The organism is Cellulomonas sp. APG4 (genome assembly GCF_009996735.1).
Taxonomy (GTDB): Bacteria; Actinomycetota; Actinomycetes; order Actinomycetales; family Cellulomonadaceae; genus Actinotalea.
The window spans coordinates 124,483-136,916 of record NZ_JAACYI010000009.1; the positions used below are offsets into that span (position 1 = coordinate 124,483).

General features: G+C 74.1%; 14 protein-coding genes and 1 riboswitch. Of the genes, 4 read left to right on the plus strand and 10 right to left on the minus strand.

Annotation, left to right across the window (positions count from 1 at the left end; translation table 11 throughout):
- The first annotated feature begins 310 nt into the window (after positions 1-310).
- On the plus strand, positions 311-1,576 hold the full coding sequence (locus tag GXB85_RS08880) for a DUF222 domain-containing protein (protein WP_161917286.1): 1,266 nt from the start codon (positions 311-313) through the stop codon (positions 1,574-1,576).
- Positions 1,577-1,779: 203 nt separating this feature from the next.
- Here GXB85_RS08880 and GXB85_RS08885 read toward each other — a convergent pair whose 3' ends face one another.
- Positions 1,780-2,946: an aminotransferase class I/II-fold pyridoxal phosphate-dependent enzyme gene (locus GXB85_RS08885; protein ID WP_161917287.1), complete on the minus strand. Its 1,167-nt coding sequence runs from the start codon at positions 2,944-2,946 to the stop codon at positions 1,780-1,782.
- 214 nt (positions 2,947-3,160) lie between these two features.
- On the minus strand, positions 3,161-4,192 hold the full coding sequence (locus tag GXB85_RS08890; RefSeq protein ID WP_161917288.1) for an NAD(P)/FAD-dependent oxidoreductase: 1,032 nt from the start codon (positions 4,190-4,192) through the stop codon (positions 3,161-3,163).
- A gap of 86 nt (positions 4,193-4,278) precedes the next feature.
- Here GXB85_RS08890 and GXB85_RS08895 point away from each other — a divergent pair, with 86 nt between their 5' ends.
- Positions 4,279-4,899 (plus strand): helix-turn-helix domain-containing protein, encoded by a 621-nt coding sequence (locus GXB85_RS08895; RefSeq protein ID WP_370524108.1) that lies wholly within the window; start codon positions 4,279-4,281, stop codon positions 4,897-4,899.
- A gap of 14 nt (positions 4,900-4,913) precedes the next feature.
- On the opposite strand, the gene GXB85_RS08900 is transcribed toward GXB85_RS08895, so the two are convergent.
- Positions 4,914-5,420, minus strand: a complete 507-nt coding sequence (locus GXB85_RS08900) for a low molecular weight protein-tyrosine-phosphatase (protein WP_370524109.1) — start codon at positions 5,418-5,420, stop codon at positions 4,914-4,916.
- 441 nt (positions 5,421-5,861) lie between these two features.
- On the opposite strand from GXB85_RS08900, the gene GXB85_RS08905 reads away from it, so the two are divergent.
- Positions 5,862-7,823: a hypothetical protein gene (locus GXB85_RS08905; protein WP_161917289.1), complete on the plus strand. Its 1,962-nt coding sequence runs from the start codon at positions 5,862-5,864 to the stop codon at positions 7,821-7,823.
- Between the two features lie 49 nt (positions 7,824-7,872).
- Here the strand turns inward: GXB85_RS08905 and GXB85_RS08910 are convergent, their stop codons facing one another.
- Entirely contained in the window at positions 7,873-8,016 is a 144-nt protein-coding gene (locus GXB85_RS08910) for a hypothetical protein (RefSeq protein ID WP_161917290.1), read from the minus strand.
- A gap of 16 nt (positions 8,017-8,032) precedes the next feature.
- A riboswitch (cyclic di-GMP riboswitch) is annotated at positions 8,033-8,106 on the minus strand.
- 221 nt (positions 8,107-8,327) lie between these two features.
- Between GXB85_RS08910 and GXB85_RS08915 the strand changes: the two genes are divergently transcribed.
- On the plus strand, positions 8,328-8,975 hold the full coding sequence (locus tag GXB85_RS08915) for a D-alanyl-D-alanine carboxypeptidase family protein (protein ID WP_161917291.1): 648 nt from the start codon (positions 8,328-8,330) through the stop codon (positions 8,973-8,975).
- Between the two features lie 88 nt (positions 8,976-9,063).
- Here the strand turns inward: GXB85_RS08915 and GXB85_RS08920 are convergent, their stop codons facing one another.
- From GXB85_RS08920 to GXB85_RS08945, 6 genes are all read right to left on the minus strand, one after another.
- Positions 9,064-9,561 (minus strand): hypothetical protein, encoded by a 498-nt coding sequence (locus GXB85_RS08920; protein ID WP_161917292.1) that lies wholly within the window; start codon positions 9,559-9,561, stop codon positions 9,064-9,066.
- A complete protein-coding gene (locus GXB85_RS08925) occupies positions 9,558-9,923 on the minus strand; it encodes a response regulator (RefSeq protein WP_161917293.1) in 366 nt (121 codons plus the stop codon). The genes GXB85_RS08920 and GXB85_RS08925 overlap by 4 nt, the downstream gene beginning before the upstream one ends.
- Positions 9,924-10,032: 109 nt before the next feature.
- Positions 10,033-10,527, minus strand: a complete 495-nt coding sequence (locus GXB85_RS08930; protein WP_161917294.1) for a chemotaxis protein CheX — start codon at positions 10,525-10,527, stop codon at positions 10,033-10,035.
- Positions 10,524-10,907 (minus strand): response regulator, encoded by a 384-nt coding sequence (locus tag GXB85_RS08935; RefSeq protein ID WP_161917295.1) that lies wholly within the window; start codon positions 10,905-10,907, stop codon positions 10,524-10,526. Before GXB85_RS08935 ends, GXB85_RS08930 begins: the two co-directional genes overlap by 4 nt.
- A complete protein-coding gene (locus tag GXB85_RS08940; RefSeq protein ID WP_161917296.1) occupies positions 10,904-11,743 on the minus strand; it encodes a protein-glutamate O-methyltransferase CheR in 840 nt (279 codons plus the stop codon). Before GXB85_RS08940 ends, GXB85_RS08935 begins: the two co-directional genes overlap by 4 nt.
- Positions 11,740-12,434: CheB methylesterase domain-containing protein (locus GXB85_RS08945; RefSeq protein ID WP_161917297.1), on the minus strand; the 695-nt coding region annotated here is incomplete at its 5' end. The genes GXB85_RS08940 and GXB85_RS08945, both read right to left, overlap by 4 nt.

Below are 12,434 nucleotides of genomic sequence, written 5' to 3' on the forward strand. Positions count from 1 at the left end.
GCGTGGGCTCCGCGTCCGGGGGGTGCGCGGCGTGAGTGTCCGTGTCGTACCCGTTCGGTAGGGTTCGAACACCAGTTCGAGAACGAGGAAGGGGGTGGACTCGTGCGGACCGTCGCGGTGCCTCCGGAGGTCGCGGCGCTCGAGCGCTTGACCGAGGAGCTGCGCTCGACCGCGGGGTCGCTCACGCGCCTGCCCGACGACGGCCGTGGAGCCGCGCTGGCGGTGCTCGACCGCGCCGTCGCCGCGCTCACCACGCTGCGGGGCGAGCTCCTCCTTGCCGAGGAGCGCAGCGGGAGATGGCAGGGATCGGGTGATCCGTCGTTCGAGTCGTGGCGCGGGCGCACGTCGCGAGGAGGGCGCGGCACGGCCCACGCGGAGGTGCGGGTCGCGCGCACGGCCGAGGTGGTGCCCGCGCTCAAGGACGCAGTACTCCGGGGGTGTCACGCCGGCCCACCTCGAGGCACTCGGTCGGCTGGTCGAGAAGGCCTCACCGCCCGTCCGGCGAGCCCTCGCCGCGCCGGCGCACCAGGCCCAGCTGGTCGACGGGGCTCGGCGGCTCGACGCCCGGGCCTTCGCGACGTCCGCGGCACGGCTCCTGGCCCGCCTCGACCCAGCCGGGCACGAGCGAAGTCACCAGGCCCAACGCGCAGCGCGGTTCCTGCACCTGAGCGAGACCTCCGAGGGAACGCGCCTCACCGGCCAGCTCGACCACCTGGCCGGGCATCGGCTCCGGCTCGCTCTCGAGGCCGTGAGCCCGCGACCCGGCGCGGACGACGAGCGCTCGGCCGAGCAGCGGCGTGCGGACGCGCTCGACGTCCTCGCGGAGAAGGTGCTGAGCGCACCGGACACCCTCAGCGGAGCCGCCGTGCGACCGCACGTCTCGCTCCACATGACGGAGCGCACGTGGGCGGAGCTTCGCGCGGCTCACCTTGCGAGCACAGCGGGTGGAGCCGGTGCGAGCGGGAACGTCGCAGACCGGCATGGCGCCGCCACGGGCGAGGGAGCCGGAGCATCGAGCAGGACGACGGATCCCGCGACGCTCGACGACGGGACACCGGTCCCGATGAGCGAGGTCGCCCGGGCGCTGTGCGACTGCGAGCTCACGCGTGTAGTGGTCGACACCGAGGGCGCGGTGCTCGACGTGGGCCGGAGTCGCCGCACCTACACCGGCGCGCAGCGTCGGGCCGTGGTCGCGCGGGATCGAGCCTGTGCATGGAACGACTGCGGTACGCAGGCACGCTGGTGCGAGGTCCACCACATCCGCTGGTGGGACCGGGACGACGGCGCGACGAGCGTGGACAACGGCGTGCTGCTCTGCTCGTTCCACCACCACGAGGTCCATCGTCGCGAGCTCACGATCGAGCGCGTGAGGCGGCCCGTCGTCAGAGGCGGGTCACCACCGGGGTACGTCGCCTACCTCTTCCGCGGGCCAAGAGGGCGACCAGTCTCGGCGCCCGCGGAGCGGCCGGTCCGGGCACAACCGATGTCGGCGGTCGGGCTGCCACCCCCCGCCCCTCCACCAGGCGGTCGACGTCCGTCCGCCACCCGCGCACTCGAGCCGCAGCTCAGCGGCTGAACGCGCTCCATCGCCAGGTTCGGCGTCGTCGCGCTCGGTTCGGCGGGGTCGTGTCGTCGCGCTCGGTTCGGCGGGGTCGCGTCGTCGCGCTCGGCTTGGCGGGGTGCATCGTCGCGCTCGGCTTGGCGGGGTGCATCGTCGCGCTCGGCTTGGCGGGGTCGCGTCGTCGCGCCCGGAGCCGGGGAGCGCGTTGCTCCGCGGCGTCAGGCCTCGCGCTGCCAGGCAGCGATGCGGTCGACGGCCTCGTCCACCTCGGAGACGTCCGCAGCGAAGGAGATCCGCACGTGGCGACCACCGTCCACGCCGTCGAAGTCGGTGCCCGGGGTCAGGGCGACGCCGGTGTCTGCGAGAAGCCGCTCGCACCACGCGACCGAGTCGTGCGTGCCCACGTCCGCGTAGAGGTAGAACGCGCCGTCGGGCGGGGCGACCGACCAGCCGAGCTCGGGGAGCCTGCGCAGCAAGAGGTCGCGCGCGGCGGCGTAGCCGGCGACGTGCGCCTCGCACTCGTCGTACGAGCGCTGCTCGAACGCCGCGACCGCCGCGTGCTGCGCGAGGGTCGGCGGGCACAGCGCGAGGTTGCCCGCGAGCGCGTCCACCGGCGGCACGAGCTCGGGCGGCAGCACGAGCCAGCCGAGCCGCCAGCCCGTCATCGCCCAGTACTTCGAGAAGCTCGAGACGACGACCGCGCCCTGCTCGCCGTAGCCGGCTGCGCTCGCCTGCGCCGTCGGCCCGTCCCCATAGGTGATGCCGTGGTAGATCTCGTCGCTCACGAGCCGCACGTCGTGCTCGGCGCACCACTGTGCGAGGGAGTCGAGCTCGGCGGCGTCGACCATGGTCCCGGTCGGGTTCGCCGGCGAGGCGAGCACCAGGCCGTCGAGCCCGCCCTCGTAGTACGTCGTCATCAGGTGGGCCGTGGTGGGCTGAAACCGGGACTCGGGCCCGCAGTCGAGCTCGACCACCTCGACGCCCAGTGCGCGCAGGATGTTCCGGTACGCGGGGTAGCCGGGACGCGCGAGGGCCACGCGGTCCCCAGGTTCGAACGCCGCGAGGAAGGCCAGCAGGAACGCGCCCGACGAGCCGGTGGTCACCACCACGCGCGCCGGATCGACGTCGGTGCCGTACCAGCGCCCGTAGTGCTCGGCGATCGCCCGTCGCAGCTCCGGTGTGCCGACGGCCTCCGTGTAGCCGAGGTCCCTGCCGTGAGCCAGAAGCTCGGCCGCGCGAGCGCGCACCGCGGCCGGAGCCGGTGCCCCGGGCTGCCCGGCGCACAGGCTCAGCACCGACGCGCCGGCCGCGCGTCGCTGGTTGGCCGCGGCGAGCACCTGCATCACCGCGAACGGAGGCACCTCAGCGCGTCGGGCGATCTTCACCCGGCCATTCTCGCCCCGCCGCGTCCCCGCTGCCCGCAACGCGTCGCCCTACGCTGCCGGCTGCCCGCCGCCGGTCCGGCCGTCCGCAACAGGACCGGCCGCGCACGCCTCAGGGCGGGCCGCGCCTCAGGCCAGCCGCGCGCCTCAGGGCCAGCCGCGCCTCAGGTCAGCCGCGCGCCTCAGGGCCAGCCCTGCCTCAGGTCAGCCGCGCGCCTCAGGGCTGGCCACCACGAAGCGCGGCGACGGCGGCCTGGGTCTCGTGCTCCACGAGGTCGGCGTTGATCTGCGCACCCGCCCACACGCCGGCGGCCGCGGAGTGCACGACCTGCGCGCCCACGTCGGTCGCGTTGCCGGCGACCCACACGCCCGGGACGCTGCTGCGGCCCGTTCCGTCGGCCACGAGCCGCACGCCCACCACCTGCTCCCCCATCGTGACCTCCGCGGTCTCGAGACCCAGCTCCTCGAGGCCCCCCGTCCGTGCCTCGAGGCGCGAGGCGACCACCAGGGCGTCGAGCTCGAGCACGTCGGACCACCCGCCGGGCGCGCTGTCGAGCCGCACGCCGCCCAACCGGTCGTCCCCGAGCACCTCGGCGACACGTCCCGGCACGAGAGTGATCCCGCGCGCGACGAGCCGTTCGCGCTGCTCGTCGGTGAGCTCCAGCTCGTGCTCGAGGAAGGTGATCCGGGGGCTCCACTGCCGGAACAGCAGCGCCTGGTGCACGCTCTGGGCGCTCGTGCCGAGCACGCCGATCCGGTGGTCGCGCACCTCCCAGCCGTGGCAGTACGGGCAGTGCAGCACGTCGCGGCCCCAGTGCCGGCGCAGCCCGGCGACGTCGGGCAGGTGGTCGAGCAGCCCGGTCGCGACGAGCAGCCGCCGGGCGCGCACCGTGTGCGGGGTCGCCGTGTCCGCGCCCTGCACCTCGGTGGCCGCTCCACCGTCGGGCGTCGCGTGCTCGCGCACCGGCACCCAGGCGAGCTCGAACACGCCGTCGACGGCCGCGGCGTGCGCCACCCGGCCCTCGACGACGTGTGCGCCGTACGACTCGGCGGCCGTGCGACCTGCCGCGAGGATCTCGCGCGGCGGGCGCGACTCGCTGCCGAGCAACCCGTGCGCGTGGGCCGCCGGTGCATTGCGCGGCGCACCCGCGTCGACGACGAGCACCGACCTGCGCGCCCGCGCGAGCGTGAGGGCGCCGCTCAGACCCGCGGCGCCTCCTCCGATGACGACGACGTCGTACTGGTCCATGCGCGATCCCCTCCCCACGGCGTCCCTCGCCGAACACCCACGAGGCTCCGCCCTGCATCGACGATCCGACAAGTAGTGTTGCTGCCGTGGCAAAGAACGGGAGCCCGGGGACCGATCGCGCCGGCGGGGTCGACGCCGCGGAGGCCCTGCGCGGCGTGGGTCCTCGACTGCGGGAGCTGCGGACCCGGCAGGGGATGACCCTCGCCGAGGTCGGCCGCGTCACCGGGATCTCGGTGAGCACGCTGTCGCGCCTCGAGCAGGGCGGACGCCGCGCCACGCTCGAGCTGCTGCTGCCGCTCGCCCGCGCCTACGACGTCACGCTCGACGAGCTCGTGGCGCCGTCCGCGCCACCCGACCCGCGGGTGCACACCAGCCCGCTGCACCGCCAGGGCCGGGTCTACCTGCCGCTCACGACGCGGCCGGGGGCGCCTGGCGCGTACAAGATCATCATCGCGCCCGAGCCGAGCGCCGTGACTCCCGAGCTGCGTACGCACGAGGGCTACGAGTGGGTGTACGTCCTCTCGGGCCGGCTCCGGCTGCTGCTCGGTGGGCACGACCTCGTGCTCGCCCCGTCGGAGGCCGCGGAGTTCGACACACGTACGCCCCACTGGCTGGGCTGCGACGGTGACCAGCCCGTCGAGCTGCTCGCGCTCTTCGGGCCGCAGGGCGAGCGCACCCACGTGCGCGCGCGGCCGCGGTCGCGCTGACCGCCGTGGTGGACCTAGCGCCGGTCGAGGACCTCGCGCACGTGGGCGACGATCCCGTCGGCCGCCGCCTCGACCTCGGCAATGGTGACCTCGAATCCGGCGTCGTCGCCGTACCAGGGGTCGTCGACGTCGAGAAGGTGCTCGGGGCCCTCGACGGGGGCGTCAGGGTCGAAGCTTCGGAACATGCGGATGCGCTGGGTGATCGCGTCGTCGCCGCGGGCGAGGCGCCGCAGGGCGTGCGCGTGCGTCGCGGTCATCGCGAGGACCAGGTCACGCTCGACGACGTCCACCGCGCTCACCTGCCGCGCCCGGTGAGCCGGGACGTCGTAGCCACGTGACCGCAGCACCTGCTGCGCGCGGGGGTCGATGGGGTTGCCGTGCTCCTCACCGCTGATGCCCGTCGAGTCGACGAGGACGGCGCCGTCGAGACCGGCGCGCGTGAAGCGGTCGCGCAGCACCACCTCGGCCATCGGGGAGCGGCAGATGTTGCCCGTGCAGACGGTCATCACGCGGTAGGTCACCCACCCATTGTGCCGTCGGTGAGGGCGGTCGCCGTGGGTGAGGGCAGGTGCCGTGGGTGGAGGCGCGCGGTGGCGGTGGGGCGGCCCGATCCCGGGCATGGAACAGCCCGTGGGCTGCCGGTCGATGACCGGCCGTCGCGGTGGACGAGCCACGACTCCCACGGGCTGCGGTGACTGCCAGGGTCTCGCTGCCGCTGAGCGGCCCGGGACCGGAGGCACTCCGTCCGAGTACTCGGGCGACTAGCGGACAGTCACCTCACGCGTCCGAAGAGACTTCATCTCGTGGACCACCTCCTTTCCCGTGTCCCAGGACCGTACGTCCGCCGCGGCGGCCTGCCAAGCCTTTTCGGCCAGCCTCTCCGGACGCGCGGAGGCACCTGGAACGCACGTACTGTGTGGGGCTGCCGGCGGTGGGTGGGCCACGGTCGGACGAGGAGGGGCATGAGGCGGACGGTCGGCACGGCTCTCGTGGTGCTCTCGCTCGCGGCCTGCACGGTCATCGGGCCCGACGGCGAGCGGACCGATCCGTCGCCGAGCCCGTCGGCGCCGCCGCCCCTGACAGCCGAGCTCCGCGTGCCCGAGGCGCCCGTCACGGTGGTCGCCGGCGCCGACGCGGCCGCGCGGGCGCTCGCGGCGAGCACCGCGTTCGTCACGTCGGCGCCGCTCGTGGTGCTCGCCCCGCCCGAGCCGGACCTGCGGCTGCGAGCGGCCTCGGCCGCGGTCGCGCTGGGCGTGCCGCTGCTGCCCGACGACGCACCGGGGCTCGACGAGGAGCTCGCCCGCCTGGGCACGGAGGTCGCGCTCACCACCGGGACGTCGGCCGAGCCGGACGAGGAGGACGACGACGCGCAGGCCGGTGGCGCAGGTGCGGCCGACGACGCCCCGGGCGCGACGACGGGTACCGGGGACGGGCCGACGTCCGAGGTCGACGCCGATGAGGGTGGAACGGCAGACACGGACACAGCGGACGGGAGCTCAGGGGACGGAGGCGACGGGGAAGCGACGACGGACCTGGACAGCGGGGACGCGGCTGGGGTGGAGGCCGGGTCCGGCGTCGAGCTGATCGCCCTGCCCGGTGACCCCGCCGAGCTCGCGCAGGCCCTCGGGATCGAGGCGGCGCCCGTGCCCGTCGCCGAGGGCGGCCAGGTCGACGCGGTCACCGCGCTGGATCGCGACGCGCCCGTGCTGCTGCTCGACGCCGCGTCGAGCACTCCACCCGCTTCCGGGACCGACGCTCCCGACGCGGGCGCACCCGACGACACGGCCGCGCCGGACGAGGGCGCGACGACCTCCGCCGGGACCGGGTCGGGCGCGACCGACTCACCCTCCCCGACCTCGAGCGACGACGCGGGCGACCTGCCGGCCGTGGTGCAGGCCGACGCGGTGACGGGCGCGACCGTGCTGACGACGGGCGCTGCCGAGGACCTCCTCGCACTGGCGACCGCGCGGGCGGTGGGGGCGACCGTGGTCCGCGTCCCGGGCGGCGACCCACGCGTGGACCCGGTGGTGGTGCAGACGCTCGCGGGCACGGACGACGTCGTCCTGGCCCTGGGCGGTGAGTTCGGCCCGGCCGACGAGCTCACCTGGAAGCTCGCGACGGCGCGCACCGGCGTCGAGCTGCCGGGCGGCGGCCAGACGCTGTTCCACGGCACGCGGATGGTCGCGATGTACGGCACCCCGGGCAGCGGCGCACTCGGGGTGCTCGGCGAGCAGGACGTCACCGCGAGCGTCGCGCGCGCCCAGAAGCTCGCGCGTGCCTACCGTCCGTTCACCGAGGACACCGTGGTGCCGGCCTTCGAGATGATCGTGACGATCGCCTCCGCCGAGGCGGGTGACGACGGCAACTACAGCCGCGAGCTCGACCCGGCGACGTTCGTGCCCTGGATCGAGGCCGCGCAGGAGGCCGGCATCTACGTGGTGCTCGACCTGCAGCCCGGCCGCACCGACTTCCTCACGCAGGCCCAGCGCTACGAGCAGCTGCTCCGCTACCCGCACGTGGGGCTCGCGCTCGACCCGGAGTGGCGCCTCGAGCCCGATCAGGTGCACCTGCGGCAGATCGGCTCGGTGCACGTCGACGAGGTCAACGCGGTGGCCGACTGGCTCGCGACCCTCACGCGTGAGAACGCGCTGCCGCAGAAGCTCTTCGTGCTGCACCAGTTCAGCCTGCGGATGATCGACGAGCGCGAGCGGCTCGACACCTCGCACGCCGAGCTCGCGCCGATGATCCACGTGGACGGGCAGGGCTCGCAGCCCGCCAAGGCGGGGACGTGGACCGCCCTGCGGCAGGGTGCCCCCGCCGTGGCCTGGGGCTGGAAGAACTTCTTCGACGAGGACTCGCCGATGCTCACGCCCGAGCAGACCTACCAGGTCTCACCGGTGCCCGAGCTCGTCACCTACCAGTGACGTCGCGACGCTGCCGCCCACGCGGGGCCGGGCGCGACGGCGGCGAGACTCAGGCGCGCGCCTGACGCGGGATCGTCGCGAGGTAGGCGCGGGCGCTGGCCACGGCTGCCCAGCGGGCGAGGACCTGCGGCGGGATGACGGACGTGGTCGAGCGCTCGTCGTCGGCGGGCGCGAGAGCAGGCTGGTACTCCATGGGGGGCCGTCCTTCGTTCGGTAACCCGGCTGACCCGAAGGTCCCGTGGCTTTGCGTCCCCGCCTCTCGACGGGTTTGCCGTTTCGCTGTCGTCGTCACAGTAGGTGACGTGTCGCCGCACGTCAGGAGGCTTCGGGACGGAACCACCCGATCGGCCCATCCTCTTCACCCGCTCCTGTGCGTGTCGCGGTGTGAACGATCACATCCACCTGTGCCCCGCGCGGCACGCCGTCGGGCCTCATCTCGCGCCGGCGGCGGCCGATAGGCAAGGACGAGCCCGGGTTCCCGGGCGCCCCGAACGAGAGGTGCGCATGGACGCCGTCGCGAGCATCGCCGGCCGCATCGCGGACATCCAGGGCCGCATCGCCGCCCTGAGCCCCCAGCAGCCGGCGCGGGTCGCCACGCTCAGCCCCACGGTGACGACGTCTGGGCTCACCGAGCTGCGCGCTGCCTCGGGTTCCGGCGCGGCGTTCAGCAGCGTCCTCGAGGGCGTCGTCGCGAGCCAGCGCAGCGCCGCGGGCACGGCCGCCGTCGGCTCGGGCAAGGCGCTCGTCGACGCCAAGGGCGTCCCGCACGAGCTGCGCGTCCACGGCAACGGCAAGGTCCCGCGCGAGGCGCTCAGCGGCATCGACGGCACCGGCCACCGGCTGTGGGCCCCCGCGGCCCGCTCGGCCGAGGCGATGATCGCCGCCGCCAGGCGCGACGGCGTGACCATCGGCATCACCGACTCCTACCGCACGTACGAGACCCAGGTGGACCTCGTACGGCGCAAGGGCCTGTACTCCCAGGGCGGCCTCGCCGCGACGCCCGGCACGAGCATGCACGGCTGGGGCATGGCCCTCGACCTCAAGCTGGACTCCACGGCCCAGGCGTGGATGCGCGAGAACGGCGGGCGCTTCGGCTTCGTCGAGGACACGCCGCGCGAGCCGTGGCACTGGGGCTACCACCCCACGAGCTGACCGTCCCGCCCGCGAACGACGACGCCCGCCGCACCGGGAAGGTGGGCGGGCGTCGGGGCGTCGTGCTCGGACGGGCGTGTCCGGGCGCTCAGATCACGAGGACGGACATGCGACCCTCGCCGTACCCGGCGACGGTCAGCGTGACGTCGAGGCGCTGCACGTAGGCGAGCACCCACTTCTGCACGTCGGCCGGCATCGTCTCGCGCGGCACGAAGCTCTGGTAGAGCCGCAGGTGCGCGGCGCCGTCGGCGTTGAACAGCGACGCCGCGACGTTGAGCACCTCGTGGGTGTTCTCGATCAGGTCGGGCGCGATGAAGCCGTTCTCGACCGAGCCCTCGGCCGTGCGTGCGGGGATGAGCGCGATCGCGGCACCCACCCAGCACGCGAGCGGCAGGTCGACGAGGATGAGCGCGCGAAGCTTGAGCTGGTCGTCCACGTAGATGCCGGTCATCGCACCGGGCGGCTCGTTCGGGTTGACCGGGGCCGCGCCGAGCGTGCCGTCGACGTCGCGGCCGAGCAGGCCCTCGAGCAGCTCGCGCACCTCGAGGAGCGCGGGCAGGGGCGTGGGGCGGGCGGGCGCGTTCATGCGAGGAACGGGTCGATCGTGTCGCGGAACACCTCGGCCGAGAACGGCTTGGCGATGAGGAAGAGCGCACCCGCGGCCTCGGCCTGCTCGCGCATCTCCGTCGATCCCTCCGAGGTCACGAACCCGAACGGCAGGTCGCTGCCCTGCTGACGCATCGCGTGCAGCAGCTGGATGCCCGTCATGTTGGGCATGTTCCAGTCGGACAGGACGAGCGCGAGCTCCGGGTCGGAGTTGACGACCTCGAGCGCCTCGGCGCCGTCCGTCGCCTCCGTGATCTCCCACCAGTCGTAACCCGCCTGGCGGAGCGTGCGCACCACGATCTGCCGCATCACGCGGCTGTCGTCGGCGACCAGGACCTTCATCAGTACCACCTCGTGCTGTGCGTTCCGTGGAGACCGGTCGGGTCCCACCTGTGGATGCGGTACGCGCCGTGGCGGCGCGGGTGGAGCGGAGCGGCGCGGCGCGGGCCGGTCACGGCAGCCGCCACAGGCTCAGGACGACGAGCCGGCCGCGCCAGTCGAGCGCGAGCTCGTGCAGCAGGTCCTCCGCGGGGGTCGGCGGACGCTCCGACGAGACCTGCGGGAGGGTGAGCACCCCGGTCTCGGGCACGAGTGCCTTGACGTTGCCGCCGACGACGTTCGCGACCTCGCCGAGCCCGTCGACCATGTCCGCCTCGGTGACCTCCTCGTCGGGCCCCATCGCGAGCAGCGCCCGCGTGAGCTCGACGACGGTTCCCCGCTCGGCCTCGATGAGCACGCGACCCGAGCCGGCCTCGTGCACGTCGACCCATGCGTGCATGGGCTCCACGGGGTCGGGGCGGTCGCCGTACCAGGGGTTGAGCAGGCCCGGCTCGCCGTCGATCATCGCGGAGAAGACCTCCTCGGCGATCGACAGGATCGGGTCGGTGTTGCCGAGCGCGTCGACGTCCAGGCCCATGCCGCCCGCGTCGGTGACGTCCGTGGTCATGCGATCTCCTCGTACTCGACCAGCCCGAGCAGCTGGAGCTTCTCCCGGAACGCGTCCGGCGTGAACGGCTTGATGAGGTACTCGTGCGCGCCGGCCGCGAGCGCACGGACGATCTGCCCCTGCTCGCTCTCGGTCGTGACCATCATGAGCGTCACGTCGCGCCAGGCCGGGTTCTCGCGCACGGCGCCGACGAACTCGAGCCCGTTCATCACGGGCATGTTCCAGTCGATGCACGCGAGCTCGACCTCCGTGCCGGCCTCGAGCAGGTCGAGGGCGGCCCGTCCGTCGGCCGCCTCCACCGTCTCGAAGCCCAGGTTGCTGAGCTGCCCCGCGACGATGCGACGCATCGTCCGGGAGTCGTCGATCACGAGCGCTCTCATGCTGCCCTCCGGTGGGGAAGTCGATAGACGCTGCCGCGGCCCACGGGGACCCGCTGCCAGTCGTCGTCGACACCGATGGTCGTCTCGGCGGCGCCGAGAAGGAGGAAGCCACCGGGGCGCAGCACCTGCTGCACGCGACGGAGCACGTCGCGCTTGGTGGCGAGGTCGAAGTAGATGAGCACGTTGCGCAGGAACACCACGTCGAACGGCCCGCCCGCGGGGGGTGCGTCGAGCAGGTTGTGCTGCTGGAACGTGACCTTCTGGCGCAGCGCGGGCGAGACCTCCCAGTCGACGCCCGAGCGCGTGAAGTACTTGACGAGCATGGGTGCGGGCAGGCCGCGGTTCACCTCGAGCTGGCTGTAACGACCCGACGCGGCACGGTCGACCATCGCCTTGGACAGGTCCGTCGCGACGATGCGCAGGTCGGCCTGGGGCGCGGCGTCGGCGAGCGACATCGCGATCGAGTAGGGCTCCTGGCCGCTCGAGCACGCGGCGGACCAGATGCGCAGCCCACGCTGGGGCAGGCCCGGCGTCACGACGCCCGTGGGGCCGGCGAGCACCTCGGGCAGCACGTGCTGGACGAGTGCGTGGAACGGCTGGACGTCGCGGAACCACGACGTCTCGTTGGTCGTGAGCGCCTCGACGACCACCTCGAGGGCGGCCGGGCCCGCGGTGCGCAGCGCGGCGACGTACGCGTCGACGTCCTGCCCCTTGGCGCGTGCGAGCGGCATGAGCCGGCTCTCGACCAGGTACTCCTTGCCCACCTCGAGCTGGATCGCGCTGCGACGGCGCACGAGGTCGGCGACGAACGCGAAGGTGTCCGGGCGCAGCGTCATGACGCACCTCCTCCCACGTACGAACGTCGGCGTGCGGTGGCGCGGGGCGCCTCCTGCACGGTGCGCTGCACGGCCTCGGCCACCGCGTCGAGCGGGAGCAGGGCGTGCACCAGGCCCGCGGTCGCGACCGCACCCGGCATGCCCCACACGACGCTCGTCGCCTCGTCCTGCGCGATCAGGGTCCCGCCGTTCTCGACGAGCTCGGCCGACGCGGAGCGCCCGTCGGCCCCCATCCCGGTGAGCATCACGGCGAGCAGGTCACCGCCGTAGGCGCGCACGGCCGAGCGGAACATGACGTCGACCGAAGGGCGGCAGAAGTTCACCGGGGGTGCCTGCGTGAGCTGGGTGTGCAGCGTGTCGGTGCCGCCCACCTCGAGGTGCAGGTCGCCCGGGGCGATGTAGACCGTGCCCGCCTCGAGCCGCTCGCCGCCCGCGGCCTCGACCACGGTGCTGGGACCCACGCGGTCGAGCCGCGCGGCGAGCTGACGGGTGAAGACGGGTGGCATGTGCTGCACGACGAGCACCGGGACCGGCAGCGGGGCGGTGAGGCCCGCGAGCACGCGGGACAGCGCCTCGGGCCCGCCGGTCGACGAGCCGATCACGACGGCGCGCACGGGGTGCGGCTCGGGCCGGGGCCGCAGGGACGCCGTCGGGCGGGCCGCGCGGGCCGCGGGTGCGGCGGTCGCGGCGC